Origin of the sequence: Sphingomonas sp. BGYR3 (genome assembly GCF_025153455.1) — a bacterium.
GTDB lineage: Bacteria > Pseudomonadota > Alphaproteobacteria > Sphingomonadales > Sphingomonadaceae > Sphingomonas.
Genome location: NZ_JANZNT010000002.1, coordinates 546,043 through 572,802, shown reverse-complemented (window position 1 = coordinate 572,802; position 26,760 = coordinate 546,043). Strand labels below are relative to the sequence as shown.

Genomic DNA, 26,760 nt, shown 5'->3' with positions numbered 1-26,760 from the left:
AGGTCATGGCACATAAGAAGGCAGGCGGCTCGTCGCGCAACGGTCGTGATTCGGCAGGCCGGCGTCTTGGCGTGAAGAAGTTCGGTGGCCAGGAAGTGGTCGCCGGCAACATCATCGTGCGCCAGCGCGGCACCAAATTCTATCCGGGCACCAATGTGGGCATGGGCAAGGACCATACCCTTTTCGCGCTCGTCGATGGCCGCGTATCGTTCCGCGAAGGCAAGCTTGGTCGCAAGTTCGCGTCGGTGGACATGATTGCAGAGGCCGCCGAATAACATCGGACAACCAGCCGGGTTGTCCACCAGGACGACCCGGAGTTTCCCCGGCAACGGAGAAACCAGCAAACAAGGGAGACGGGTCGCCCCGGCTCCCTTTTTTATTGCTCCCTCCCCTTCGGCTGCTGACCCCAAAACGTCATTTCCGACGTTCATGGGGCGGGCAACAGAGCAGAGGAGAGTGCCCGATGTTCGTGCGTACACAACGGCTGATGCTGCGTCCCGGCTGGACCGACGATGCGGCCGAACTCGCCCACGCCATGGGTCATTGGGACGTGGTGCGCCACCTGTCGCGCGCGCCATGGCCCTATGGCATTGCGGATGCACAGGCGTTTCTAGGCCAGATGCAGGCCCGGCGGGATGCCGCGTCCTTTCTGATCTGTTCGCGCGACGGCGATGCTGCACCGATCATCGGGGGCATCGGCTATGGCCCCTTCGAGGATCGGCCGACAGAGTTCGGATACTGGCTGACTCCGCAGGCCTGGGGTCGGGGCTATGCGACCGAAGCGGGCCATGCCGTCATCGCGCTGGCCCGCACCATGGGCGTACGCCGTCTGACCGCCAGCCATTTCATCGACAATCCCGCATCGGGCCGGGTGCTGGCCCGGTTGGGCTTTACGCCGACCGGGCGTTCCCCCGGCTGGTCCACCGCGCGGCAGGGCCATGCCGAATGCATCGACATGGCGCTGTCCCTGACGGCGGAACAGCAGACGGACGACGATCGACCGCTGGCACAGATGGCGGCGTGATGCGCGGCCCGAACCGGTGCATTGGCGCTTTGCCTTCCGCGCCGGTTTGGGCCACATATCGCGGGTAATGACCGTAGAAATCGCCACGTTGAACCCGGCCGCCGCCCGTCGCCGCCTTAGCCCCGAAGAATCGCGCGAAGCGGCGATCGAGGCTGCCCGCGCGCTGCTGATGGAAATGGGACCACAGGCCGTGACGCTGAAGGCGGTGGCCGCGCGGATCGGGCGCACCCATGCCAATCTGCTCCACCATTTCGGCAGTGCGGCCGGGCTGCAGCGGGCACTGATCGAGCATCTGGCGGAAACGATCACCACCAAGATCGGCGCAGCGGTCGTCCGTTCGCGCGAGGGGGACCAGAATCCGCGCGAGGTCGTCGATCTGACCTTCGATGCCTTTGACTCCGAAGGTGCGGGCGCGCTGGCCAGCTGGATGATCCTGTCCGGGAACGAGGATGCGCTGGATCCGATCCTTGAGGCGATCCACCGGCTGGTCGACGAACTGGCGACGGACAGCCATTTCAGCGAAAGCCATTCGCTGCACGAGGAAACACTCAGCCTGGTACTGATGGCGCTGGGCGATGCGCTGCTGGGGGCGCCGATGGCCCGCGCGCTTGGCCTGCCCCGCGAGAAGGCGCGGGAACTGGCGGCGCGGATGCTGCTGGCTGCGCATGAGGGCAAGACGGCGGTGTGAGCCGCACCCTATCGCCCCGCGTCGCAATCGGTTAAGGGCGCGGCCATGCATTTCCTCGATCAGGCAAAGATTTTCGTCCGTTCCGGCACGGGTGGCCCCGGCGCCGTCAGTTTCCGGCGCGAAAAGTTCATCGAATATGGCGGCCCCGACGGCGGCGATGGCGGCAAGGGCGGCGATATCATTTTTGAGGCTGTCCACGGCCTCAATACGCTGATCGACTTTCGCTATACTCAGCATTTCCGTGCACCGCGCGGCAAGGGCGGATCCGGCGCGAACAAAACGGGCGCGGGCGGCGAAGACCTGATCATCAAGGTGCCGGTGGGCACGCAGGTCCTGGCCGATGACGAGGAGCGGACGCTCCTGCTCGACCTGACCGAGGAGGGGCAGCGCGTCGTGTTCCTGCGCGGCGGCGATGGCGGGCGCGGCAATGCCAGTTACAAGACGAGCACCAACCGTGCGCCGCGTCAGCATGGCACCGGCTGGCCGGGGGATGAGGCGTGGCTGTGGCTGCGGCTCAAGCTGCTGGCCGATGCCGGCCTGGTCGGGCTGCCCAATGCGGGCAAATCGACGTTCATCAACGCGGTGACCAATGCGCAGGCAAAGGTTGGCGCCTATGCGTTCACCACCACCCGGCCTCAGCTGGGCGTGGTGCGGCACAAGGGCGAGGAATTTGTCGTCGCGGACATCCCCGGACTGATCGAGGGTGCGGCCGATGGTGCGGGCATTGGCGACCGGTTTCTGGGCCATATCGAACGGTGCCGGGTCCTGTTGCATCTGATCGATGCCAATGATGCGGATGTCGCCACCAGCTATCGCATCGTGCGCGACGAGCTGACCGCATATGGCGCGGGGCTGGAGGACAAGCCGGTCGTCGTTGCGCTGAACAAGATCGATACGCTGGACGAGGAACTGGTTGCGGCGCTTTCCGCCGAACTGGAAGAGGCGAGCGGCGGCCCGGTCATCCCGCTATCGGGCGTCAGCGGCACCGGCGTCGATTGGGTGCTGGACAAGCTCCTGGAAGCGATCGGCGAGGGCAAGCGCGACGACAGCAGCGAGGACGATGGTGAGGACGCAATCGAATGGTCCCCGGTATAATCGCCCGTAAAGCCAATATTCAGCAAGATTGAGCGATCAAACCGCCTTCGTAACGAAGGGGAGGTCGAATCATGCGGATGCTGGTTGCAGCAACGGTGATGGCAGGGATTGCGCTGTCGCCGATTGCGATGACGCGCGCAGCGGAACAGGAACGGGCCGAAGGGCGGACCGAGCGCAATCGCCCGGTCGAGCGGGCCTATGGCCAGGATGACAAGCAGAAGCTGGACGTCTGGAGGGCCGAAGGGACGGCCCGCCCCGCCCCGCTGATCCTGTTCGTGCATGGCGGCGGGTGGAAGCGCGGCGACAAACGCAACGCCACCGGATCGGCCAAGGTCGACCATTTCCTGAGCCAGGGCTATGCCGTGGCATCGATCAATTACCGGCTGGTCCCTGAACACCGGGTCGAGGATCAGGCGGCCGATGTCGCTGCGGCCTTTGCCTGGGCGCGGCGCAATGCGGCCCAGCTGAACATCGATCCTGCCCGCATCATCCTGATGGGCCATAGCGCGGGTGCGCATCTGGTCGCGCTGGTCGGCACCGACCCCGCCTATGCCCGCGCTGCCGGGTTCAGCCTGAGCGACATTCGCGGCGTCGTGCCCCTGGATGGTGCGGCCTATGACGTTGCGCAGCAGATGGACGGGCGCAACCGGATGATGCAATCGACCTATGAACAGGCATTCGGCACCGATCCGGCGCGGCAGCGGGCGCTGTCCCCCACCCTGCACGCGGCCGCGCCCAATGCACCGGCGTTCCTGATCCTGCACGTTCAGCGCAGCGACGGCACCGAACAGTCGCGCAAGCTGGCCAAGGCGCTGAAAAGCGGCGGCACTGCGGTGGAACTGCATGGGATCGAGGGGCGCGGCCTGATCGGGCATATGCAGATCAACCGCAAACTGGGCGAGGCGGATTATCCCGCGACACCGATCGTCGATCGCTGGCTGAAAACCCGGCTTTGACGCGGAGCGCCTTCGCTCTTTCCAATGGGGCCGCCTGCCCTGTATGCGCTGGGCCATGCAGCTGTTTCCGCCCGCATCCTGCCCCCGCCTGATCGTCAAGATCGGGTCGGCGCTGCTTGTCGATAATGGCGGCGTGCGGCGGGATTGGCTGGCGGGGATTGCGGCGGACATTGCGGCCCGGGCCAGCGCGGGCCAGCAGGTGGCCGTGGTGTCGTCCGGAGCGATTGCGCTGGGCGCGCGGCGGCTGGGCCTGGCCAAAGGCGGGCGTGCCAGCCTGGAGGATGCGCAGGCTGCGGCGGCGACCGGGCAGATCGCGCTGAGCCAGGTATGGGCCGAAGTGCTGGGGGCAGAGGGGCTGACGGCGGCGCAGATGCTGGTCACGCTGGACGATCTTGAGGACCGGCGGCGGTATCTGAACGCGTCCGCAACGCTGGACCGCTTGCTGGGCCTGAACGTCGTACCGGTCATCAACGAGAATGACAGCGTGGCGACGGCCGAAATCCGGTTCGGCGACAATGACCGGCTGGCCGCGCGGGTGGCGCAGGCGGCGGGGGCGCAGGGCGTCATCCTGTTGTCCGACATTGATGGCCTGTACGATCGCAACCCCGCCCTGCCCGGCGCAGTGCATATCCCGCTGGTCGAGCGGATCGATGGCGGGATCGAGGGGATGGCCGACCGGGGATCCGCCAGCGGCATGGGATCGGGCGGCATGGTGTCCAAGATCGAGGCGGCAAAGATCGCGTGCGGCGCCGGCGTTGCGCTGGCCATCGCATCGGGCCGGGTCGACCGGCCGCTGTCGGCAAAGGCGCGGCATACGCTGTTCGTGCCGGAAAAGCGGGCGCGGGCGCGCAAGGCATGGCTGGCCGGGCGGTTGACGGCCAAGGGCAGCATCGTCGTGGATGCGGGCGCAGCGCGGGCGCTGAGCGAGGGCAAGAGCCTGTTGGCGGCAGGTGCGGTGTCGGTCCGCGGCGCGTTTTTCCGGGGCGATCCGGTGACGATCGAGGGGCCGGCGGGGCCGATTGCCCGCGGCCTTTCCGAATATGATGCGCATGATGCCGCCCGGCTGCTGGGCAAAAGGAGCGAGGAGCAGGCCGCAATCCTTGGCTATGCACCGCGTTCCGCACTGGTCCACCGCGATCATCTGGTGATGCTGTGATTGTCGCGATCACCGGAGGCACCGGGTTCGTCGGCACGCGGTTGATCGAACTGGCGACGGACAGCGGCCATGCCGTCCGGGCGCTGACCCGCCGGGACCGGGCGGAGCGGCCCGGCGTCACCTGGGTTCCCGGCGCGCTGGACCGGGCGGACAGCCTGGCCGCGCTGGTTCAGGGTGCAGAGGCGGTCATCCATGTCGCGGGCGTCGTCAACGCGCCCGACCGGGCCGGGTTCGTCGCGGGCAATGTCGACGGCACCCGCGCCATGCTGGAAGCCGCGCAATCGGCGGGGGTTCGCCGGTTCGTCCATGTCAGTTCGCTGTCGGCGCGCGAGCCGAACCTGTCCATCTATGGCTGGTCCAAGGCAGAGGGCGACAAGCTGGTGATGGCCAGCGGCCTTGACTGGACCATCGTGCGTCCCCCCGCGATTTACGGTCCCGGCGACCATGAGATGCTGGAGATGTTCCGGCTGGCAAAGCGGGGCGTGGTGCCCCTGCCCCCGCCGGGCCGGTTTTCCACCATCCATGTCGACGACCTGGCCCGGCTGTTGCTGGCGCTGGCGCTGGAGCCGGTCGGCGTTCGCGCGGTGTATGAGGCGGATGACGAGACGCCGCGGGGATGGAGCCATGCCGATTTCGCCCGCGCGCTGGGCCGGGCGACGGGCGGCCGGGCCATTCCCTTGTCCATGCCCCGCCCCGTCATGGCACTGGCCGCGCAGATCGCCCGGATGGTTCAGGGCGACCGGGCCAAGCTGACCCCCGACCGGGTCGGTTACATGTGCCATCCCGACTGGACCGTCGCGGAAACCGCCCGCCCCCCGGCGAGCCTGTGGCAGCCCCGGATTGCGACCGAACCGGGGCTGGCGGAAACGGCGGTCTGGTATCGTGACGCCGGCCTGCTGTAGCCCGACCCGCCGGTCAGCGGCATGCGAGTTTTGACAGTTTTGACACAAATCACGGGTGTACGGACGGGGTGACAACCCGCGCCCATGCCGTTGACGCCCATCATCCGAACCTGTTGCCCGAGCCGCCATCCGATTGGGAAAGCAGGCGAAATCCTACTTTTCAAGCGGTTCGATTGCGGTCGGGCGGTAGATGATTTCGACCCGGCGGTTCTGAAATTCCCGGATGTTCGGGCCGGTTTCGATCCGCAGGCGCGATGTGCCGAGCGCCTCCACACGAATGTCGTCGGGGGCGGTCCCGTGGCGCATCAGCCAGCGATCGACGGCACGCGCGCGGGCCATGTCCGTGCCCGGCTGTTCGCTGGTGTCGCTGTGGCCGGAAACGAGCATCCGGGTGCCACCACACTGCCCGCGACGCTTTAGCGCATTGGCCAGCACCTGTTGCGATTCAGGCGACAGGGCATCCGACTGCCATTCGAAAAAGACGATGAACGGTCCCCGCGTACAGGGATCGGCGGCGGCCGGCGCCGCGTTGCCCGCAAGCAGGACACACAGGAGAGGGACGAGCGCACGCATGAAGGCAAGCGTCGCGCAAGCTGGCCTTAAAGGCAATCGGACCGACCCCGATTTCGCCGCAATCGCTTGGCAGGGGGGATGCAGCAGATTAAGGGACGCCGCATGACCGACCGCAGCCAGATTTTTGAGACCGTTTCCGGCCTGATCGAACCGTTCAACAAAAAGGGCGTTGCCCTGGGCGAAGGAACGACCTTTGCCGGCGATCTGGAATGGGACAGCCTGACCGTGATGGATTTCGTCGCGTCGATCGAGGACGAGTTCGACATCATCATCACGATGAACATGCAGGCGGAAATCGAGACGGTCGGCCAGCTGGTCGACGCCGTCGCGAAGCTGAAGAACGCTTAACCCCCCGCCCCGTCCGTTTCACGCCACGCCGCGAAACGGGATCGGGCACCATACCGGCCGGCTCCCGACCATGATCGACGGGACCGGTTCGGGACGAGGATGACGTGATGACCGAAGCCGCAGCAACCGCGCACGCCCCCGCCGAGGCGCTGACCACGCCGGAGCCCCGCGACCTGATGAGCAAGTTCGATGGCCTGATCGCGGAGCGTCAGGCGCTGCTGGACAGCGGCGTCACCGATCCGTTCGCCATCGTGATGGAGCGCGTCACCAGCCCGACCGAGGCGGTGATCAAGGGCAAGCCGACCATCCTGCTGGGCACGTACAACTATATGGGCATGACGTTCGATGCGGACGTGATCGCCGCGGGCCATGCCGCGCTCGATCAGTTCGGGTCGGGCACCAATGGCAGCCGGATGCTGAACGGCACGTTCCGCGACCATATGGAGGTGGAACAGGCCCTGCGCGACTTTTACGGCGTGTCGGGCGCCATCGTGTTTTCGACCGGATACATGGCCAATCTGGGCATGATTTCCACCCTGGCGGGCAAGGGCGATTACATCATCCTGGACGCCGACAGCCATGCCAGCATCTATGACGGGTGCAAGCAGGGCGTGGCCGAGATCGTCCGGTTCCGCCACAACGACATTGCCGATCTGGACAAGCGGCTGGGCCGCCTGCCCGCCGATGCCGGCAAGCTGGTGGTGCTGGAGGGCGTTTATTCGATGCTGGGCGATATCGGCCCGCTGAAGGAAATGGTCGCCGTCGCCAAGAAGCATGGCGCCATGGTCCTGTCCGACGAGGCCCATTCCATGGGATTTTTCGGCCCCAACGGCCGCGGCGTGTATGAGGCGCAGGGGTGCGAGGCGGATGTCGATTTCGTCGTCGGCACCTTTTCGAAATCGGTCGGCACCGTCGGCGGGTTCTGCGTGTCGAACCATCCGAAGTTCGAGGCGATCCGGCTGGCGTGCCGCCCCTATATCTTTACCGCATCGCTGCCGCCGAGCGTGGTGGCGACCGCGACCACATCGATCCGCAAGCTGATGACCGCGCACGACAAGCGCGAGCGGCTGTGGTCCAATGCCCGGATGCTGCACGGCGGGCTGAAGGCGCTGGGCTTCAAGCTGGGCACCGAAAGCCCGGAAAGCGCGATCATCGCCGTCATCCTGACCGATCAGACCCAGGCAGTGGCGATGTGGCAGGCGCTGCTGGAAAACGGCCTGTACGTGAACATGGCCCGGCCGCCCGCGACACCGGCGGGCACGTTCCTGCTGCGCTGTTCGCTGTGCGCGGAACATACGCCCGAACAGCTGACCCGCGTGCTGGGGATGTTCGAGGCGGCGGGCAAGGCGGTGGGCGTCCTCGACTGACCCGTTCCGTCCGGCCGGACACCGCGATTGCCGGAATGGCCCGGCAAGGGGTGACGGCCCGCCCCGCCATCGCTATATCGGCGGACAATTCATGAACGCCCGCGTTCAAGCGGGTCGGTCCGAAAGGCATATCCGCGCGTGATGCAGTCAATCGATCGCTACATGGCGCGACTGATCGCGGTGCCGCTGTTTTCCACGCTGATCATCGCCGCGATGCTGCTGGTGCTCGACCGGATGCTGCGCCTGTTCGATTTTGTCGCGGCAGAGGGCGGGCCGGTCAGCGTCGTGTGGCGGATGCTGGCCAATCTGTTGCCCGAATATATGGGCTTGGGCATCCCCATCGGGATGTTGCTGGGCACGCTGCTTGCCTTTCGCAAGCTGGCCACGTCATCCGAACTGGATGTGATGCGCGCCGTCGGCATGGGCTATGGCCGGTTGCTGCGCGTGCCGTATTTCTTTGCAATCGGCCTGGCGCTGCTCAACCTGCTGATCGTCGGATGGGTGCAGCCCTGGTCGCGGTACAATTACGAGGAGCTGCGGTTCGACCTGCGGTCCGGCGCGCTGGGCGCGTCGATCAAAGTGGGCGAGTTCACCACCTTTCCCGGCAACATCACCGTCCGGATCGAGGAAAGCGCCGACAAGGGCACGCGCCTGTCGGGCATTTTCGCGCAGATGCGGCAGGACAATGACCGGTGGATGGCCGTGGCGGCGGAGCGCGGCCAGTTCCTGGCGACGGAGGACAAGGAGACGATCCTGTTCCGCCTGACCAACGGCACGCTGCTGCATTACGAACCGGGATTTACCGAACCGCGCGTCCTGACCTTTTCCCAGCATGACCTGCCCATCCCGCTGCCCAAGTCAGAGAATTTTCGCGGGCGCGGCGGGCGCAATCTTGAGCGCACGCTGCCGGAGCTGATCCGCGTTGGGCTGGACCCGAAGGCGGACCCGGACGATCGCAACGCCAGCTGGGCCAATCTGCATTTCCGGCTGGTCGAGGTGGTGACGATGTTCCTGTTGCCGCTGCTGGCGCTGGCGCTGGGCGTGCCGCCGAAGCGGTCGACATCGGCGCTGGGCGTGTTCGTGTCGATCGTGATGATCGTGACGCAGCACAAGATCAACGAATATGGCGAGGATTTCGGCGCACTGGGCCGCGTTGATCCCGTGCTGGCGCTGTGGGGACCGTTCGTCGTCTTTGCCCTGCTGGTCGGGTGGATGTATTACACCATCGCCTATGTCCCCGGCGGCCAGCCGATCGGCGCGCTGGAACGGGTGTTCGGCAAGGCGGGCAAGGCGCTGGGCCGGTTGATCCCCGGCCGCAGAAAGGCAGCGGCATGAGCGCGAAGGCCCCCTCCTTCTTTCCCTCGCGCACACTGTCGCTGTACATGGCGAAGCTGTTCGTGACGCGCACGGCGGCGGTGCTGATCGCGCTGGTGCTGGTGCTGCAATCGCTGGACCTGTTGTCGGAAAGCGCCAAGGTGCTGGCCGCGCCCGGCAATGGCGATGCGGCGATCTGGAAATATGTCAGCCTGCGCGTGCCGGAGCTGATTGCCCGGTTCCTGCCCTTTTCCGTGCTGCTGGGCACCATCGTCGCGCTGTCGACGCTGAACCAGAACAGCGAGGTCGTGGCGATGAAGGCATCGGGCCTGTCCGCGCATCAGGTGCTGGCGCCGCTGGTGCTGGCCGCGCTGGGCGTGTCGGCCGTGTCCTTTGTCTTTAACGAGCGGATCGTGTCGCGCGCCACCGCGACGCTGGATGCGTGGCAGGCGGTCGATTACGCCGCCATCCCCGTCGATCGCGGCGACAGGACCAATGTCTGGGCGCGGGACGGCAACAACCTGATCCGCGTGACGCGGGTGAACGGCCGGGGCGAGGCCACGGTGCTGGAGGGCGTGACCGTTTACGAGCGCGACGGCGGGCGGCTGATTTCCGTGCTGACGGCCGAAACCGGCAAGCGCGAGAATGGCCAGTGGCGGCTGGACGGCGCGAAACGATTTCTGGTCGGTCCCGGCAGGCTGGAGCCGGTGGGCGCGGTGCGGCTTGGCCCGGAAGTGCGGCCGGACCAGTTCTCGCTTGGATCGGTGAACGCCGATGGCCTGTCGTTCATCGAGCTGTCGGCGGCGATCGACGATCTGAAGGCCGCGGGCCGCCCGACCAAGGCGCTGGAAGGCAGCCTGTGGCACAAGCTGTCCGCGCCGCTTTCCGCGGTGCTGATGCCGCTGCTGGGCGCGGTATCGGCCTTTGGTCTGGCGCGGTCGGGCAAGCTGTTTGTGCGCGCGGTGATCGGCATGGCGCTGGGCTTTGCGTATTTCGTGGCGGACAATTTCGCGCTCGCCATGGGGAATATCGGGGCATATCCGCCGTTCCTGGCCGCATGGGCGCCATTCCTGCTGTTCCTGCTGATCGGTGAGGCGGTGCTGGTCCGCACCGAGGAATAGGACGGGATGCCGCGCCCGCGATACCGGCACCGATCAGGGCGCTTGTCGAACGGGCGGCGATCGTGGACACCGGGCAGCATACAGCCGCAACCGGCTGTCCATGACAGACAAGCAGTGCAGAGGATCGAAAGTGCAGCGTTTTGACTGGGCCGACCCGTTTCTGATCGACGATCAGCTTGACGATGACGAGCGGATGATCCGCGACACCGCGCGCGCCTATGCCGCTGACAAGCTGGCACCACGCGTCATCGACGCCTTTGCCGAGGAACGCACCGATCCCGCCATTTTCCGGGAGATGGGCGAAGTGGGTCTGCTGGGCCCCACCATCCCGGCCGAATATGGCGGCGTGGGCGCATCCTATGTCGCCTATGGCCTGATCGCGCGCGAGGTGGAGCGCATCGATTCGGGATACCGTTCGATGATGAGCGTGCAATCGTCGCTGGTCATGTATCCCATCCACGCCTTTGGGTCGGAGGAACAGAAGCAGCGATATCTGCCCAAGCTGGCGAGCGGGGAATGGATCGGCTGTTTCGGCCTGACCGAACCCGATGCCGGGTCCGATCCGGCGGGCATGAAGACGCGCGCGACCAAGGTGGAGGGCGGATACCGCCTGAACGGCAGCAAGACGTGGATTTCCAATTCGCCGATCGCCGACGTGTTCGTGGTGTGGGCGAAATCCGACGCGCATGGCGGCGCGATCCGCGGCTTTGTGCTGGAAAAGGGCATGGCTGGCCTGTCCGCGCCGAAGATCGAGGGCAAGTTGAGCCTGCGCGCATCGATCACGGGCATGATCGTGATGGACGAGGTGGAGGTGCCGGAAACTGCCCTGCTGCCGGATGTCGAGGGGCTGAAAGGTCCGTTTTCTTGCCTTAATCGCGCACGATACGGCATCAGCTGGGGCGTGCTGGGCGCGGCGGAATTCTGTTACCACGCCGCCCGGCAATATGGCCTGGACCGGCATCAGTTCGGCCGCCCGCTGGCCGCGACGCAGCTGTTCCAGAAAAAGCTGGCCGATATGCAGACCGATATCGCGCTGGCGCTGCAGGCGTCGCTGCGCGTCGGGCGATTGATCGATCAGGGCCGGTTCGCGCCGGAAATGATCAGCATCGTCAAGCGCAACAATGTCGGCAAGGCGCTGGAGATTGCGCGTCAGGCCCGCGACATGCACGGCGGCAACGGCATTTCCGGCGAATATCAGGTGATGCGCCACGCCGTGAACCTGGAAACGGTCAACACCTATGAAGGGACGCACGACGTCCACGCCCTGATCCTGGGCCGGTCGATCACGGGCATCGCTGCATTCTGACGCGAGCGGCGCGGCGACGGGTGGCGGCGGCAACCGGCCCCCGCCGCCCGGCCGGTGTCGGCGTTCGCGGACCGGCAAAGTGCATTCATTCGATTACCGTTATGAACCCAAACGGTTGGATCGATCCTGCCATCTTCTCCTAACGGCGCCGGCATCGCCCAGTCCGGGCGAAACCAACAGGAGAACATCAACGCCATGAACACGGGAAACCGTCTCATCGCCCTATTGCTGCTGGCCGGATCGCCGCTGGCCGTTGCCAGCGGCGCTGCCGTGCGCGGCGATACCGCGGCCCCCGCCGCAGCCCCCGCTACGGCCGAAACCGCGCCGGCGCAGGCCGCCAATGCCAAGGAATGGTGGCCAAAGACGCTCGACCTGACCGCGCTGCGCCAGCATGAGGCGCAGTCCAGCCCCTATGGCCCCGATTTCGATTATGCGAAGGAGTTCGCCTCGCTCGATCTGGATGCGGTCAAGGCGGATATCCGCAAGGTGCTGACCACGTCCCAGCCGTGGTGGCCGGCCGATTACGGGCATTACGGCCCGTTCTTCATCCGCATGGCGTGGCACAGCGCCGGCACCTATCGCACCAGCGACGGGCGCGGCGGATCGGCGGGCGGCGAGCTGCGGTTCGAACCGCTGAACAGCTGGCCCGACAACGTCAATCTGGACAAGGCCCGCCGCCTGGTGTGGCCGATCAAGCAGAAGTACGGGCGCAAGCTGTCCTGGGGCGATCTGATGGTGCTGACCGGCAACGTCGCCATGGAGGACATGGGGTTCAAGACGCTGGGCTTTGCCGGTGGCCGGGTCGACAGCTGGCAGCCGGACCTGGTGTTCTGGGGGCCGGAGGCGAAGCTGCTGGCGGATCAGCGGCGCGATGCCAAGGGCAACCTGAAAATGGGTCTGGCCGCGACGCAGATGGGCCTGATCTATGTCAATCCCGAAGGACCGGGCGGCGTGCCCGATCCGCTGGCCGCCGCCATGGACATTCGCCGCGCGTTCGGCGCGATGGCGATGGACGACGAGGAAACGGCGGCGCTGATCGCAGGCGGCCACACGTTCGGCAAGGCGCATGGCGCGCACAAGCCGGAGGAGTGCGTGTCGAACGATCCGGGCGCATCGCCCGTTGAAAAGCAGGGCCTTGGCTGGACCAACAAGTGCGGCAAGGGCAATGCAGAGGACAGCGTCACCAGCGGGCTGGAAGGTGCCTGGTCGGCCAATCCGATCCAGTTTACCACCCAGTATCTGGACAACCTGTACGGGTTTGAATGGGTGAAGACCAAGAGCCCGGCAGGCGCGATCCAGTGGATCCCGACCGAGCCGTCGGCCGCGTCGCTGGTGCCGGACGCGCATATCGCGGGCAAGACCCATGCGCCGATCATGTTCACCACGGACATCGCGATGCGCGAGGATCCGGGGTTCCGCAAGATCACCACGCGCTGGCGCGAAAACCCGGAGGAGTTCGCCGATGCGTTCGCCCGCGCATGGTTCAAGCTGACCCATCGCGACATGGGGCCGCAGTCGCGGTACATCGGCAAGGACGTGCCGACCCGCACGTTCGTGTGGCAGGACCCGCTGCCCAAGGCGACCTATGCCATGATCGCCGACGCCGATGTCGCGGCGCTGAAGGGCAAGATCGCGGCCAGTGGGCTTAGCAACACCGAACTGGTCCGCACGGCATGGGCGGCAGCCTCCACCTTCCGGTCCACCGACATGCGCGGCGGGGCGAACGGGGCGCGCATCCGGCTGAACCCGCAGCGCGGCTGGGCGGTGAACAATCCGGCCGAGCTGGACAAGGTGCTGGGCAAGCTTGAGGCCATCCGCGCCGAGTTCAACCGCAGCGCCACCGGCGGCAAGCAGGTGTCGCTGGCCGATCTGATCGTGCTGGCCGGCAATGTCGGCGTGGAACAGGCGGCGGCGGCCGGCGGCAATGCGGTGACCGTGCCGTTCACGCCGGGCCGGGTCGACGCGACGCAGGATCAGACGGACGTCGAATCCTTTGCCCTGCTGGAGCCCAAGGCCGACGGTTTCCGCAACTATTACACCGACGCCGCCTATCAGGGGCCGGCCGAGGCGTTGATCGACAAGGCGGATATGCTGGCCCTGACCGTGCCGGAAATGACGGTGCTGCTGGGCGGGATGCGCGCGATGGGCGCCAATGCGGGCGACAGCAAGGCGGGCGTGTTCACCAGCCGTCCGGGGACGCTGACCAACGATTACTTCGTCAACCTGTTGTCCATGGACAATGTGTGGACCAAGGCATCGGCCCCCGGCGTCTATGAGGGCAAGGACCGCGCGACCGGCACGTTCAAGTGGACGGCAACGCCCGTCGACCTGATCTTCGGTTCGAACGCCGAACTGCGTGCGGTGTCGGAAGTCTATGCCTCCAGCGACGGCGGCAAGCTGATGGCACAGGATTTCGCCAAGGCATGGGCCAAGGTGATGTCCGCCGACCGGTTCTGATCCAAGGCCGGTGAATTCGGGGGGGCGGTCCGTTGCGGGCCGCCCCCCTTTTTCGTTTCTGCGCGGGGTTGCCCCGTCAATGGCCGCCGGAAATCGCCCCGCCCCGCTTGGGCCGCGGCGCGATCCAGACGATGGCGGCGGCGATCAGGAACACGGCGCCCGCGATCAGATAGACATGTTCGGCACCCAGCGTCGCCGCCTGCGCATCGAGCAGCCGGTCGAGCACGCCGCGCGCCTGAGCCTCGCTCAATCCCCGCGCCTGCAACATCGCCATGGTGCCGTCGACATCGTTCATGACCGGGGCCAGCTGTGCCCGCGCCTGTTGCCAGCCATCGTCCCACAGCGTGGTGGCAAAGGCGGTGCCGACCGCGCCCGACAGGGTCCGGATAAAGCTGAGCAGGCCTGCGGCGGACACCACCTTGTCCGGCGGAACCGAGCCCAGCGCCAGCGAGGTCAGCCCGACGAAGAAGAACGGCATCCCGATCCCCTGCAGGATGTGCGGGATCGCCAGTTGCCAGTAATCGCTGTCCGTCGTCCATTCGGTGCGCAGCACGGCCAGCCCGACCAGCCAGAGCAGGCCGCCGGACACCATGAAGCGCACATCGAACCGCGTGATCGACCGCGCGGCGACGGGCGACATGATGACCGCGAACAGCCCAACCCAGGCGACGACATAGCCCGCATCGGTCGCGGTGTAGCCAAGGATCTGTTGCAGCCAGAGCGGGGTCAGCACCAGCTGGGCGAAAAAGGCGCCGAAGCCGAGCGAGATGGCCAGCACCCCGGCGATGAAGCCGCGATATCGGAACACCCGGATATCGACCACGGGATTGCGTTCGGTCAGTTCCCAGATCAGGAACATCGCAAAGCCGATGACCGCGGTGATGGCCAGCGCGACGATCCAGCTGCTTTCGAACCAGTCATGTTCGCGCCCGGTATCCAGCATCAGCTGAAACGCGCCGACGAACAGGACCAGCAGGCTGAGCCCGATATAGTCGATCGGCTTTTTCTCGACCGTCGTCTCGAACGGCGTCACCAGCCGCGAGACGCCGAAAAAGCAGATCGCCACGACGGGCAGGTTCACGAAGAAAATCCACGGCCAGGACCAGTTGTCACTGATCAGCCCGCCCAGGATCGGCCCGGCAATCGGCGCCGCCGTCGTCGTCATCGCCCAGATCGCCAGCGCGACAGGTTGTTTGTCGCGCGGGAAAATCCGCATCAAGAGCGTCTGGGACAGGGGCAGCAGCGGGCCGCCGGCAAATCCCTGAAGCACGCGGAACAGGACGAGCATCGGCAGCGAGGTAGCCGCCCCGCACAACAGGGAGAAGATGCCGAAGCCGACCAGCGAGATCAGGAACCAGCGCACGCTGCCAAAGCGCATCGCCAGCCATCCGGTCAGCGGCACGCTGATCGCGTCGGCCACGGCATAGCTGGTGATGACCCAGGTCCCCTGGGTCGGCGACACGGCAAGGCCGCCGGCGATGGTCGGCACCGCGACGTTGGCGATCGAGGTATCGAGCACCACCACGAAATTGGCGAGCGCCAGGGCAAAGGCGGCAAGGAACAGCCGTGGCCCCGTCAGGTTTTCGACCATGCCCTGCCCGCCGCCCCGCGGCGCCGCACCCGCTGCCGCGCTGGCCATGGCTCAGCGCCCGCGCGTGTCGATGGTCGCATCCATCGACAGGCCGACCCGCAGCGGATGCCGGGTCAGTTCCGCCGGATCCAGCGCGATCCGCACCGGCAGGCGCTGCACCACCTTGGTCCAGTTGCCCGTCGCGTTCTGAGCCGGGATCAGCGCAAAGGCCGCACCGGTGCCGCCGGAAAAGCCGACGACCCGGCCGTGAAAGACCACATCGTCGCCATAGAAATCGGACGTCAGTTCGACCGGCTGGCCGGGGCGGACGCTGGCCAGCTGATCCTCCTTGAAATTGGCATCGACATAGGCGGAGCGCAGCGGCACCAGCGTCATGATCGGGCTGCCCGCGGCGACGCGTGCGCCGACCTGAATCTGCTTGTTGGTGACGACGCCGTCGACCGGCGCACGGATGACCGTGCGGGCAAGGTCCAGCCGGGCCTGATCCAGCCGGGCGCGGGCGGCAACGATTTCCGGCGCGGTTTCGCGATCGGTGCCCTTTACCAGCGCCTCAGTCGCGCCAAGGTCGCCGCCCGCCGCCTTGCGCGCCGCCTGTGCGCTGGCCACACCAGCCCGCGCCAGATCGAGCGCCGCGCGGGTGGAGGCAAAGGCGGTCCGCGCCGCCGTCAGTTCATCGCCGGACACCGCCCCGCTGGCAATCAGCGCCTCTCGCCGGGAAAGTTCGACCCGCGCCCGTTCGAACGCGGCGGCGGCATCGGCAACGCGGGCCTGCGCCTGTCGGATATCGGCATCGCGGGCACCCGCCTGACCGGCGGCGGCGCTGACCTGAGCCCGCGCCTGATTATATCGCTGGATCGCCTGCGCCAGCGCGCTTTCCGCCTGTGCCACGGCGATCTGCGCATCGGCCGGGTCCAGCCGGACCAGCACATCGCCCTTTTTCACCGACTGGGTATTGGCGACGCGCACGTCCATTACCGGCCCGGCGACCAGCGGCGTCACGACGGCCGTGTCCGCGCCGACATAGGCATTGTCCGTCGACACCCGGCCCGCCATGGCCAGCCAGTACCAGACGCCCCATGCCGCCGCCGCAACGACGATGGCGATTGCCAGATAGCCGAACCAGCGTTTGCGCCGCGTGCGCAGTTCATCCGGGGCCGCCACTTCCGCTTCGGCCACCAGCGGTTCCTTGGACAATTCGGTCATGGACGTGCTCCTGAAAGACGCGAGCCGGTATCGGAAAAGCCGCCGCCCAATGCCCGGACCAGCGCGACGTCGAGCTGAAGCCGACGCCCCTCCAGGTCCGTGACGGCGCGGCGGGCGACGATCACCTGATTATCGGCCTGAAGGGCGGTCAGCTGGTTCGCGAGGCCCCCCTGAAACCGGATGCGCGCGATGCGGGCGGCATTTTCCGCCGCCGCCAGCGAGGCGCGCTGCTGATCCAGCCGCCCGGTCAGGGCGTTGAGGCTGGCGGTTGCGTCCGCCACCTCCCGGATCGCCTGAAGCAGGGTGGCATCATAGCGGGCCACCGCCTCGTCATATTGCGCGCGGGCGCCGCGGTACTGGCCCTGCAACCGGCCGCCCTCGAACAGCGGCAGGCTGATCGCAGCGCCGCCATTGACGATGGTCGAACCGGAATCGAACAGCTGATTAAGGCCCAGCGATTGCAGCCCGATTAGCCCGGACAGGTTGATGTTGGGATAGAATGCGGCGCGCGCCACCTTGATCCGGCTGGCCGCCGCTTCGGTCCGCAGCCGGGCCGCGACGATATCGGGCCGCCGTCCGATCAGGTCGACGGGCAGGCTGGCCGGCACGCCCTGTGCCATCGGCACCGCCGCCGGCCGGCCGATGGCAAGGCCGCGATCCGGCCCGGCCCCGGCCAGCGCGGCCAGCCGGTTGCGGGTCAGCGCAATCGCCTCATCCAGCGCGGCGACCTCTGCCTGTGCGGCGGGGACCAGCGACTGGGCCTGAGCCAGTTCGCCCTGCGTATCCAGGCCATTGTCCACCCGCCGCCGGGTCAGGTCTGCCGTCGCCTGACGCACGCGCACGGCGTCCGCCGCGACATCGCGCTGGGCGTGAAGCAGGGAAAGATCGGCCCATGCGGCCGCAATGTTGGTGGTCAGCAACAGGCGCGCCTGATTGGCGTCGACTTCTGCCGCCTGTTCCTCCGACGTCGCAGCGGCCAGCGCGGCGCGATTGCGGCCCCACAGATCAAGATCGAACGACAGCGTGCCCGCGATGCGGCCGACATCCCGGATGCCATCGGGCACGAACTGCGCGGGGACGCCAAGGTTCTGGCTCTGCTGCTGTCCGCCCGCGCTTGCCTCTGCCCCCGCCTGGGGCAGCAGCGCGGCCCCGGCCTGTTGGGCCAGACCGCGCGCGGCGTTCACGCGGGCAGCCGCCACCGCCAGATCGGGGGATTGGGCCAGCGCCTCGTCCATCAGCGCGTCGAGCGCCGGATCGTTCATCGCCCGCCACCAACCATCGGCCGGCCATTGCCCCTGCGGCGCTGCAGCAAGGCTTTGTTCGGCGGCATAGCGGGTCGGCGACGCGATCTCCGGCCGGTCGCCCAGCGCCGGAACCGAGGCGCACCCGGCGATTGTTGCCATCAGCGGCAGGGCGAAAAGGGATTTGCGAAGACGCACGAGGATCACCATACTGGTCAGTACGCCGCCAACTTGGGTGCGGTGCAATAGGTTGTCAATCGCAATGGTACCGACCAGTACAGTTTTTTCTGCCGAGCCGGAGGACGATGCCGAACGAACATCGCGCGATATCAAGCGCGAAGCGTTCGTGGAGGCCGCGCGCGAAAGTTTCCTGACGCGCGGCTATGGCGCGACGTCCATGTCTTCGATCGCGGCGGCGGTGGGCGGATCGAAGACGACGCTGTGGTCGCATTTCCCGTCCAAGGAGGCGCTGTTCGCGGCGGTCGTGGACCAGATGGTCGCCCGATATGGCCGGGCGATGGACGTGCCGCTGGACCCCACCGAGGATATCGCCGAATCCCTGCGCCGCTATGCCGCAGCCCTGATGGAAACGGTTCATTCCGATCCGGTGATCGAGCTGCACCGGCTGGCGATCGGCAATGCCGGGCGGTTTCCCGAACTGGCGCGGACATTCTACGAACGCGGACAGGCGCGGGGCAAGGCGCGGCTGTCGGTATTTCTGGGCGGCGCGATGCAGATGGGGAAACTGCGCGCGGGGGACCCCTATGTCGCGGCCCGGCAGTTTGCCGGGATGCTGTTCCACGGATCGCCGCAGCAGCATATCCTGAGCCTGACCGGAGCGCCCTCCCCCGCGGAGATCGAGGCAGAGATCGACCTGTGCGTCGACAGTTTCATGCGGGCCTGGAAGCCGGACTGATGCGCTGAACCGGCCCGGCCCGGCACAGCCCGAACGAGTTGGCGATTGCAAATCGTCGGCCGGTTGACGATGACGGCGGGGAACCATGGACGCTTTCTTCATCCTGCTGTTCGGCGTGATCGCCGCCCTGCTGTGGCAGCGGCTGACCCGGATCGAGCGCAAGATGGCGTCGATGGCTGCCGAACTGGCCGCATTGCGAAGCGCATCGCCGGACCGGCAACCGGCCGATCCGTGGCCGGCAATCCCATCGCCGGTCGCCGACGAACCGGCCCCTAAACCGCAGACGATCGTGGCCGAGTTTGCGGCCGAACAACCGCCCGAACCGGTGATGGAGCCGGTGCCGGTTTTCCGGGCAGAACCATTGCCGCCACCGGAACCCGGGCCTGAACCCGTTGACACGGCCGAGCCAGTCCGGGGTTTTTCGTTCGATTTCGAGGAAATTTTCGGCCGGCGTCTGCCCATCTGGGGCGGCGGATTTGCGCTGGCCATTGCCGGGATTTTCCTGGTCCGCTTTTCGATCGAGGCAGGCCTGCTGACCCCCGGTGTACGGGTCGCCATGAGTTTTCTGTTCGGGCTCGGCCTGCTTGCCGGGGCGGAGGCGGCCTATCGCCTTGATGAGCGGGTGGCCGATCCGCGCGTGCGTCAGGCGCTGGCCGGGGCGGGTCTGGCGACGCTTTATGGTGCATTCTATCTGGCCGGCACCGCCTATGGCCTGATGGGGGCCGGCCCGGCCTTTGCGGGTCTGGCTGCCGTCACCGCAGCGGCCATCGCCCTGTCGTTCCGGTTCGGATTGCCCAGTGCGGTCATCGGGCTGATCGGCGGATTTGCCGCCCCGTTGCTGGTCACCAGCGATGGCGCGAACGTGCCGCTGCTGTCGTTTTACCTGATCCTGGTCACGGGCGGGCTGGCGTGGAGCGGGCAGGCACAGCGGCATCGCTGGCTGAGCTATGCCGCACTGACGGCCGGGCTGGGCTGGGGCGCGCTGATGATGGTGGCGGGTGTTTCGGGGACGTCGGATTTCGCCGCGCTGGGCGTCTATCTGATCGTGCTGGGCGCGGTCCTGCCCGCCTTTCTGCACGCCAGAGGCGGGCCGAGCGTGCCGCATCTGGTCGCTGGCGGGCTGGCCACGCTGCAGATGGCGGTGCTGGTCACCAATGCCGGTTTCGCCCCGCTGACCTGGGGCATGTATCTGTTGATCGGTGCCGCGCTGACGGCACTGGGCTGGCGGTTCGACACGCTGAGGCTGGGCACGCTGGTCGCGGCGGGGATTGGGCTGTGGCTGATCGCCATCTGGCCAAGGCCCGATCCCCAGTTGCTGGCCGGAGTGGCGGCCGCGCAGATCGCGATCTTTGCCGCCGTGCCGCTTGCCCTGCACTGGCGGGGCAAGGCGCGGCTGCTCGATCTGGTGCAGCTTTCGGCCGTGCCGCTGATCATGGGGGCGATCCTGTACAGCCGATTTGGCCGATGGGCCGGGGATGCCAGCGAACCGATGATGGCCGCCGTTCTCGCCGGGCTGGCGGTGCTGCCCGTCGCGGGATTTGCGCTGTCATGGCAGCGCGGCGAACAGGGGCGGACGCGCGAGGTGCTGGCCCCGCTGGCGTCCGGGGCGCTGCTTGCGTTCGCTGCGTTGCTGCTGATCACCCCGGAATGGGCGGCCCCGATCATGGCGATGGCGGTCAGCGGCGCGCTGATCGCCGGTCAGTGGCGGCGCGATGCCCCGGCGCTGCACGCTATGGCATGGGCCGGGGCGGTCGTGACTGCCCTTACCCTGATGGTGACGCCCGCCTTTACCGCCGAACTGGCCGGGTTGGGCAGCCGGGCCGTCCCCGTCGACATGGTGCGCGCCGTCCTGCGCTGGGCAGCGGCGACCGTGCCGTTTGCGGCACTGGCGATGACCGCCCGCCCCCGATCGTCGCGCAGCGTGGCAGAGGTTGGTGCGGTTGCCCTTGGCTACGGCATGATCGCGCAAGTCCTGCCCGGCGTGCTGCTGGCATGGATGGCCGCAGCGGGTGTTGCCGCGCTGTTCCTGAGCCAGCGCAGCCGGACGGCCGCGTGGCTGACCGCGCTGGCGATTGCCGGCATCTGGGCGCTGGAGCCGCTGGTCGGCTGGACACTGGCCGGGACGATGGCGGCGATTGGCGATCCGTTCCTTGCCTCATCCGCGATCGGGCCAAGGGATCTGGCCCTGCACGTCGCGCCGCTGTGCGCGGCCCTGATCCTGCTGGCATGGCGGGGCGCGACCCTGCCCGTCGCCGTCCGCCGGGCGACCCTGGTGGCCGTCGGCATCGTGGCGGCGATCCTGTTGCACAGCGTGTACAAGCAATTGTTCGGCATCACGTCGCGCGCGGCGTTCGTTCAGTACGGGATGGGTGAGCGGACTTTGTGGCAGGCGATGCTGCTGCTGGCCGGACTGGCGGTCGCGCGGCTCGCCCCGGTGGACATCCGGCGTCCGGCGGCGATTGGCCTGATGACGACGGGGCTGGCGCATTTCGGGTGGTTCACCCTGATCCTGCACAACCCGTTATGGTATGGGCAGGATGTCGGCCCGGTGCCGGTCGCCAACTGGCTGACCCCGGCCTATCTGGTCGCGATCGCCGGGTTGGTTGGCGTGCAGCGCCAATGGGGGCCGGTGACCACGGGCGCGAAGGTGGCGGTGGACACCGCGATCATGGCCCTGATTTCGTTGTTCGCGCTGTCGCTGCTGCGGCAGGGGTTTGCGGGGCCGGTGCTGATCGCGCGCGGCATCGATCCGACTGAAAGCCTGCTGATCTCACTGCTTGGCATCGTGCTGGCGCTCGGTTTTCTGTGGTGGGGATCGCGGGGCAAGCTGCGCAGCTGGCGCATCGGGTCGCTGGTCCTGATGCTGGGCGCGGTGGTCAAGGTGTTTCTGATCGACGCCGCCGGGCTGGACGGCCTGTTGCGGATCGCCAGCTTCATGGCGCTGGGCTTCAGCCTGATCGGCATTGGCTGGGTCTATTCGCGCCAGCTGTCCCGCCGCACGGACAGCGCCGCCTAGACCCGGGCAGTCGGCAGGGGTGGATCGGGTTCAGCGCGGTCCGTGGAAATCGGCCTCGACGGTGGCAAGCCGCCAGCCGGGGGCGATGGCATCTGCGCCGGTATCCCCCGCCTGTCGCGCGGTCGCCAGCTCGACGATCTTGCCGAACGCATCCCGATCCGTGGTCGGCCCGGTCTGGGTGATGCGTACCACCTGTCCCGTGGAGGCCGGAAACGGGATTGCGGCATAACCGAGCTGCCGCTCCGATTCGCCGCGCCACACCTCTCGCCCGTCAACGGTGATGACGATGGGATAGGCGCGCGACCGCCAGCCGACCAGCTTCAGTTCGATCTCGTTCAATGTCACCGGGGCGGCAAAGCGATATTCGATCCACGCCGTATCGGGGCGGCCATCGCTGGCCCAGCGGGACAGTTCGTTATCGTCGAACGTGGTGGCTGCATCGCCCGGGTTCGACCCGGCGGTGACGGCAACGGGCAGATGCGTGGACCGGGTGGGACGGACCGAATCCCCCGCTGGCGTCGGGCCGCGGGTCAGCAGACCGAGCTGAGCCGCTTTCGCAAACTCCCGTGACAGGCCGCCGGTCAGCGGCGCTGCCGCACGGGTCGGAATGGCGATCGTCGCCGGTTTCAGGCCGGGCGCGCTGGCGGTCAGCCGCACGGTGCCGGCATTCCGCCCGGCGCGCAGCAGCACCCGGTTCACCCCCGCCTCGACCGGCAGGGTGCGCGACAGGATATAGTTATCCTCACCCCGCGCCGTGCCCGCAGTCGGCGTGGTGCCGGGCACCAGTTCGCCCTGAACGGCGACGGTGGAGCGCGGCTTGCCCGAACTGTCGCCCTGGGCAATGCCGCCGCGCCATTCGGCGGGGCCGTTCAGGGTAAAGGCAACCTTGTCATTCGCGGTCGGGACGCGGCGGCCCTTTGCATCGACCACCTCCACATCCACCATCGCCAGGTCCGCGCCGTCCATCACAAAGCCGCGCGGGCCGGTGCGCGGCGTCAGGCGCAGGGCAACGGGCGCACCCACGGTTTCGATGACATGGGCAGAGCGACCGTCATCGGCGACCGCGCGCAGCGTCCCCGGCTGCCACTCGACCGCCGGCCAGGTGAACAGGAACCCGCTGGACCGGGTGCCCATGCCGAGCGAACGGCCGTTGCGAAACAGTTCGACCGAGGTGCCGTTGGAAACGACGGTGATCGGCCGCGTGGTGCCCGGCGCATAGTTCCAATGGCCGACGATATGCGTTGCCGGCGCCTCCGGATCCACCCAGCCATTCCACATCACCCGATGCGCGAAAAAGCCCTGTTTGGGCAGGCGCATCGCATCGACCTCCCCCGACCGGCGATAATTGTTGTCGCCGCGATAATGCGTGTTGCTGTCCGACCAGATGATGTTGACCCCGCCCGAACTGACCCGTCGGCCGGTGCCGGGCCGGATGCGGAAAAAATCCCACCAGCGGCGGACATCCTCGATCGCGTGGCTGTCCTGATTGCGGTTGTAATCGGGCGCATCCTTGTGGAACGGCGGGGTGTCGTTGTCCTGATACAGCCGCGCGCCCTCGTCCCGGCTGTATTCCATCGCCCACATCGGGTGCCGTGCGCTCTTGTTGAGGTACAGCATTTCGCCGCCATATTCGGCGACGCGGCTGTCCAGCATCTCGCGCGATCCGATCGCCCGGCCGCCATGCGGGTCGTACTGGTCCCGAATGGCCTTCATCTCGGCCATGTGCGCCTCGCTGATGCTTTCGTTGCCGCTTTCGTAAAATAGGATGGACGGGTTGTTGCGGTTGTAGATGATCGCATCGCGCATCAGGGCGGTCCGCTGTTCCCAGCGGCGGCCGTCCACGTCCCGCTCGGCATCACCCGCCGGCATCGCCTGGGGCAGGCCAACCCGGTCGGCGCTTTCGATATCCTGTTTCGACGGCGTGATGTGCATCCACCGGACCATGTTCGCGCCGCTGTCGACCATCAGCGCGTTGGAAAAATCGCTGATCCATGGCGGAATGGAGACACCGACCGCCGGCCATTCGTTGGAACTGCGCTGGGCATAGCCATGGACCTGCATCACGCGGTCGTTCAGCCGGATCAGGCCATCGCCGAACCGGGTCGAGCGAAAACCGGTCAGCGTATCGACGGCATCGATCGTCCGACCCTGTTCGATCAGGGTGGTGGTGACGCGGTAGAGATAGCCATAGCCCCAGCTCCAGAAGTTCAGGCGACCGATCCGCCCCTCGGCCGACAGCGTCCGCGTCTCGCCCGGGGCAAGGGTTGCGTCCGCTCCGTCAAATCGCCCGACCACGCGGCCGTTGCGATCGCGGATTTCGACGCGATAGGCCAGCGTCCGTGGCTGCGCGGCATCGTTTCGCACCTGCGTTTCGGCATGGATGGTCGCGCGGCGGCCCGGAATGTCGAACTGATCGGCCCAGACATATTGGCCGGTCGTGCCGAGCGCCGAATAGAGCGGCAGCGTCTGATAGACGATTGGCGTCAGGTGCAGCCGTACATTCTTTGTGATGCCACCGTAATTCACGTTGAAATTGCGGTCATTCCACTGAAAGCCGCTGCCGCTTTCCCGCTCCTTGTACCGCCAGTCATTGTCGACGCGGACCGCGATGAGATTTTCGCCAGGCTGCAACGCGGCGGTGATATCGGCCCCGAACGCCATCGCCCCGTGTTCCGACAGCACCACGGATCGCCCGTTCACCCAGACTTCGGCGGCCTGACGCACCCCTTCGAACTCAAGGAACGCCTTGCCCGCCTGCGCCCCGGCGGGCAGCGTGATCCGCTTGCGATACCAGATGATCCCGGTCGACTGGTCCTTGATATCACGGGCAAAGGCCTCACGCTCATTGAACGCATGGGGCAGCGTGGCCAAGGTCCATGCGCCATCGTCGAACGCGTTCAGATGCGCGCCCGCCGGATCGCCGGTGATCGTCCGCCATTCGGCGTTGAGGTTGTAGGTCGCGCGTTGCGATGCGACCACGGTGGATGCGTCATGGGCCAGCGCAGACGTTGCCGACAACAGCCCCACGGCACCGGCCGCAACCCATCCGCGCATACCCCTACTCCCACATTATGGTTTATCCATCCACACTGTGCGATCAAAGGCGAGTTGGCAAGCATATGGCAGCGGAACAGGAGCTGTCAGCCGTTTGACGCAGCGACACGCCCGGGGGTTCGGGGTCAGTCCGCGCTCCATTCCGCCGGATTGGCCTCTTGCCCGATCATCGCCAGCCCGTTGGCGATGGAGGTGAGTTCATCGCCGGACGCGATCCGTTCCACGCCGAACCGCGCCTCGAACCGCGCGCGGATCGCCGGGATCAGCGACGTGCCGCCGGTCAGGAACACGCGATCGATCTGTTCCGGCGTCACCCCAGCCTTGGTCAACGCGGACATCATCGCCGCGTCGATCCGGTCGAGGTCGCCCGCAATCCATTGATCGAACTGGCCGCGGGTCAACGGCACGTCGATGCGCACCCCGCCGCCGTCAAAGGTGAAGCGCGTTTCGTCCGCCATCGACAGGTTGCGCTTGGCCCTGCCCACCGCCTCGTACAGCGGGAAGCCCTGTTCATGCTCGATCAGCGCGATCATCCGGCCGATGGGCGCAGGGTCCACGGCATCCCGCTGTAACCGGCGCAGTTCGTCCAGCGTGCGGCGATTGCGCATCAGGGCAAGGCGGGACCAGTCGGAAAACTCGCCGAAATAGCCGCCGGGAATTTCCAGCACCTTGCCGAACGAGCGATAAAGGCCGCCCTTGCCCAGCAGGGGCAGGACGAGATTGTCGACGATCCGTTTGTCGAAATGATCGCCCGCAATGCCGATGCCCGCCGCCGCCAGCGGCTCGCACCGCTTTGAGCGGCCAGGCTCTGCGACGCGCACGACGGAAAAGTCGGTCGTCCCGCCGCCGAAATCCGCAACCAGCAGCGTCGTCGGCCTGTCCAGCCGGGATGCAAAGCCGAATGCGGCGCCCAGCGGTTCGTACACATAATGGATTTGCGTGCCCCACTGATCCAGCATCGCGTCATAGCGTTGCCGGGCGAGCGCCGGGTCCGGCCGCCATCCGGCATATTCCACCGGCCTGCCCACCACGATGCGCGGCGGCAGCCGGTCGAGCCGATCCCCGGCATGATTGCGCAGATGGTTGAGGAAGGTGCGGCCAAACTCTTCGAACCGGAAGGCGCGGCCGAAAATCTGCGCCCGTTCGAACAACGGGCTGGCGGCAACCGTCTTGAACGATTGCACGAAGCGGCTGTCGAGCGGGGATTGCAGATATTCGTGGATCGCCCATGGCCCCGCCTCGCTCGCCACCCCTTTCCACGCGCCCTCATCCTCCCAGAAACACAGGGCGGAACGGAACACGGCGCTGCCCGCCCCTTCCCCGTCAAAGGGGACAAGTTGCGGCGCACCCTGTCCATTGGCCAGGGCAACGACCGTGTTGGTCGTGCCGAAATCGAGGCCGAGCGAAGCCGGCACGTCGCCAGTCACGATCA

21 protein-coding genes are annotated in these 26,760 nt (G+C 67.0%); 15 read left to right on the top strand and 6 right to left on the bottom strand.

Annotation, left to right across the window (positions count from 1 at the left end):
- Window positions 1-5: 5 nt before the first annotated feature.
- The 7 genes from rpmA to NYR55_RS14545 all read left to right on the top strand — a co-directional run bounded on the left by rpmA (window position 6) and on the right by NYR55_RS14545 (window position 5,821).
- Window positions 6-275: a 50S ribosomal protein L27 gene (rpmA, locus tag NYR55_RS14575; protein ID WP_260022285.1), complete on the top strand. Its 270-nt coding sequence runs from the start codon at window positions 6-8 to the stop codon at window positions 273-275.
- Window positions 276-463: 188 nt separating this feature from the next.
- Entirely contained in the window at window positions 464-1,024 is a 561-nt protein-coding gene (locus NYR55_RS14570; protein ID WP_260022283.1) for a GNAT family N-acetyltransferase, read from the top strand.
- 67 nt (window positions 1,025-1,091) lie between these two features.
- On the top strand, window positions 1,092-1,712 hold the full coding sequence (locus NYR55_RS14565; RefSeq protein ID WP_260022281.1) for a TetR family transcriptional regulator: 621 nt from the start codon (window positions 1,092-1,094) through the stop codon (window positions 1,710-1,712).
- Between the two features lie 45 nt (window positions 1,713-1,757).
- The gene (obgE, locus tag NYR55_RS14560) at window positions 1,758-2,807 is read left to right on the top strand and encodes a GTPase ObgE (protein ID WP_260022280.1); all 1,050 of its coding nucleotides are present in this window, start codon (window positions 1,758-1,760) and stop codon (window positions 2,805-2,807) included.
- A 71-nt stretch (window positions 2,808-2,878) separates the two neighbouring features.
- Entirely contained in the window at window positions 2,879-3,763 is an 885-nt protein-coding gene (locus tag NYR55_RS14555; protein WP_260022279.1) for an alpha/beta hydrolase, read from the top strand.
- Between the two features lie 55 nt (window positions 3,764-3,818).
- Window positions 3,819-4,919 carry a glutamate 5-kinase gene (gene proB, locus NYR55_RS14550; protein WP_260022278.1) on the top strand — a complete coding sequence of 367 codons (1,101 nt, stop codon included), beginning with the start codon at window positions 3,819-3,821 and terminating at the stop codon, window positions 4,917-4,919.
- On the top strand, window positions 4,916-5,821 hold the full coding sequence (locus tag NYR55_RS14545) for an NAD(P)H-binding protein (protein ID WP_260022277.1): 906 nt from the start codon (window positions 4,916-4,918) through the stop codon (window positions 5,819-5,821). The genes proB and NYR55_RS14545 overlap by 4 nt, the downstream gene beginning before the upstream one ends.
- A 153-nt stretch (window positions 5,822-5,974) precedes the next feature.
- Here NYR55_RS14545 and NYR55_RS14540 read toward each other — a convergent pair whose 3' ends face one another.
- Window positions 5,975-6,394 carry an OmpA family protein gene (locus NYR55_RS14540; protein WP_260022276.1) on the bottom strand — a complete coding sequence of 140 codons (420 nt, stop codon included), beginning with the start codon at window positions 6,392-6,394 and terminating at the stop codon, window positions 5,975-5,977.
- Window positions 6,395-6,496: 102 nt separating this feature from the next.
- Between NYR55_RS14540 and NYR55_RS14535 the strand changes: the two genes are divergently transcribed.
- The 6 genes from NYR55_RS14535 (at window position 6,497) to katG (ending at window position 14,307) form a co-directional block, all read left to right on the top strand.
- On the top strand, window positions 6,497-6,742 hold the full coding sequence (locus NYR55_RS14535; protein WP_260022275.1) for an acyl carrier protein: 246 nt from the start codon (window positions 6,497-6,499) through the stop codon (window positions 6,740-6,742).
- 107 nt (window positions 6,743-6,849) lie between these two features.
- Window positions 6,850-8,109 carry an aminotransferase class I/II-fold pyridoxal phosphate-dependent enzyme gene (locus NYR55_RS14530; protein ID WP_260022274.1) on the top strand — a complete coding sequence of 420 codons (1,260 nt, stop codon included), beginning with the start codon at window positions 6,850-6,852 and terminating at the stop codon, window positions 8,107-8,109.
- 141 nt (window positions 8,110-8,250) lie between these two features.
- Window positions 8,251-9,444: an LPS export ABC transporter permease LptF gene (lptF, locus tag NYR55_RS14525; RefSeq protein ID WP_260022273.1), complete on the top strand. Its 1,194-nt coding sequence runs from the start codon at window positions 8,251-8,253 to the stop codon at window positions 9,442-9,444.
- Window positions 9,441-10,544, top strand: a complete 1,104-nt coding sequence (gene lptG, locus NYR55_RS14520) for an LPS export ABC transporter permease LptG (protein WP_260022272.1) — start codon at window positions 9,441-9,443, stop codon at window positions 10,542-10,544. The genes lptF and lptG overlap by 4 nt, the downstream gene beginning before the upstream one ends.
- 100 nt (window positions 10,545-10,644) lie before the next feature.
- Window positions 10,645-11,850, top strand: coding sequence for an acyl-CoA dehydrogenase (locus NYR55_RS14515; RefSeq protein WP_260022271.1), 1,206 nt, complete (start codon window positions 10,645-10,647; stop codon window positions 11,848-11,850).
- Between the two features lie 195 nt (window positions 11,851-12,045).
- Window positions 12,046-14,307, top strand: coding sequence for a catalase/peroxidase HPI (katG, locus tag NYR55_RS14510; protein WP_260022270.1), 2,262 nt, complete (start codon window positions 12,046-12,048; stop codon window positions 14,305-14,307).
- 76 nt (window positions 14,308-14,383) lie between these two features.
- On the opposite strand, the gene NYR55_RS14505 is transcribed toward katG, so the two are convergent.
- From NYR55_RS14505 to NYR55_RS14495, 3 genes are read right to left on the bottom strand one after another with little or no spacing between them, the layout of a single operon-like run.
- Window positions 14,384-15,946 carry a DHA2 family efflux MFS transporter permease subunit gene (locus NYR55_RS14505; protein ID WP_260022269.1) on the bottom strand — a complete coding sequence of 521 codons (1,563 nt, stop codon included), beginning with the start codon at window positions 15,944-15,946 and terminating at the stop codon, window positions 14,384-14,386.
- Window positions 15,947-15,949: 3 nt separating this feature from the next.
- Complete coding sequence (locus NYR55_RS14500) at window positions 15,950-17,101, bottom strand: HlyD family efflux transporter periplasmic adaptor subunit (protein ID WP_260022268.1); 1,152 nt, start codon at window positions 17,099-17,101, stop codon at window positions 15,950-15,952.
- Window positions 17,098-18,504 (bottom strand): efflux transporter outer membrane subunit, encoded by a 1,407-nt coding sequence (locus NYR55_RS14495; RefSeq protein WP_260022267.1) that lies wholly within the window; start codon window positions 18,502-18,504, stop codon window positions 17,098-17,100. The genes NYR55_RS14500 and NYR55_RS14495 overlap by 4 nt, the downstream gene beginning before the upstream one ends.
- Before the next feature lie 100 nt (window positions 18,505-18,604).
- Between NYR55_RS14495 and NYR55_RS14490 the strand changes: the two genes are divergently transcribed.
- Together NYR55_RS14490 and NYR55_RS14485 are read left to right on the top strand one after the other, a co-directional pair.
- A complete protein-coding gene (locus NYR55_RS14490; protein ID WP_260022266.1) occupies window positions 18,605-19,258 on the top strand; it encodes a TetR/AcrR family transcriptional regulator in 654 nt (217 codons plus the stop codon).
- An 85-nt stretch (window positions 19,259-19,343) separates the two neighbouring features.
- The gene (locus tag NYR55_RS14485; RefSeq protein WP_260022265.1) at window positions 19,344-22,274 is read left to right on the top strand and encodes a DUF2339 domain-containing protein; all 2,931 of its coding nucleotides are present in this window, start codon (window positions 19,344-19,346) and stop codon (window positions 22,272-22,274) included.
- Window positions 22,275-22,304: 30 nt separating this feature from the next.
- On the opposite strand, the gene NYR55_RS14480 is transcribed toward NYR55_RS14485, so the two are convergent.
- Together NYR55_RS14480 and NYR55_RS14475 are read right to left on the bottom strand one after the other, a co-directional pair.
- The gene (locus NYR55_RS14480) at window positions 22,305-25,328 is read right to left on the bottom strand and encodes a sugar-binding domain-containing protein (protein ID WP_260022264.1); all 3,024 of its coding nucleotides are present in this window, start codon (window positions 25,326-25,328) and stop codon (window positions 22,305-22,307) included.
- Window positions 25,329-25,453: 125 nt separating this feature from the next.
- Window positions 25,454-26,755 (bottom strand): Hsp70 family protein, encoded by a 1,302-nt coding sequence (locus NYR55_RS14475; RefSeq protein ID WP_260022263.1) that lies wholly within the window; start codon window positions 26,753-26,755, stop codon window positions 25,454-25,456.
- Window positions 26,756-26,760: the final 5 nt, after the last annotated feature.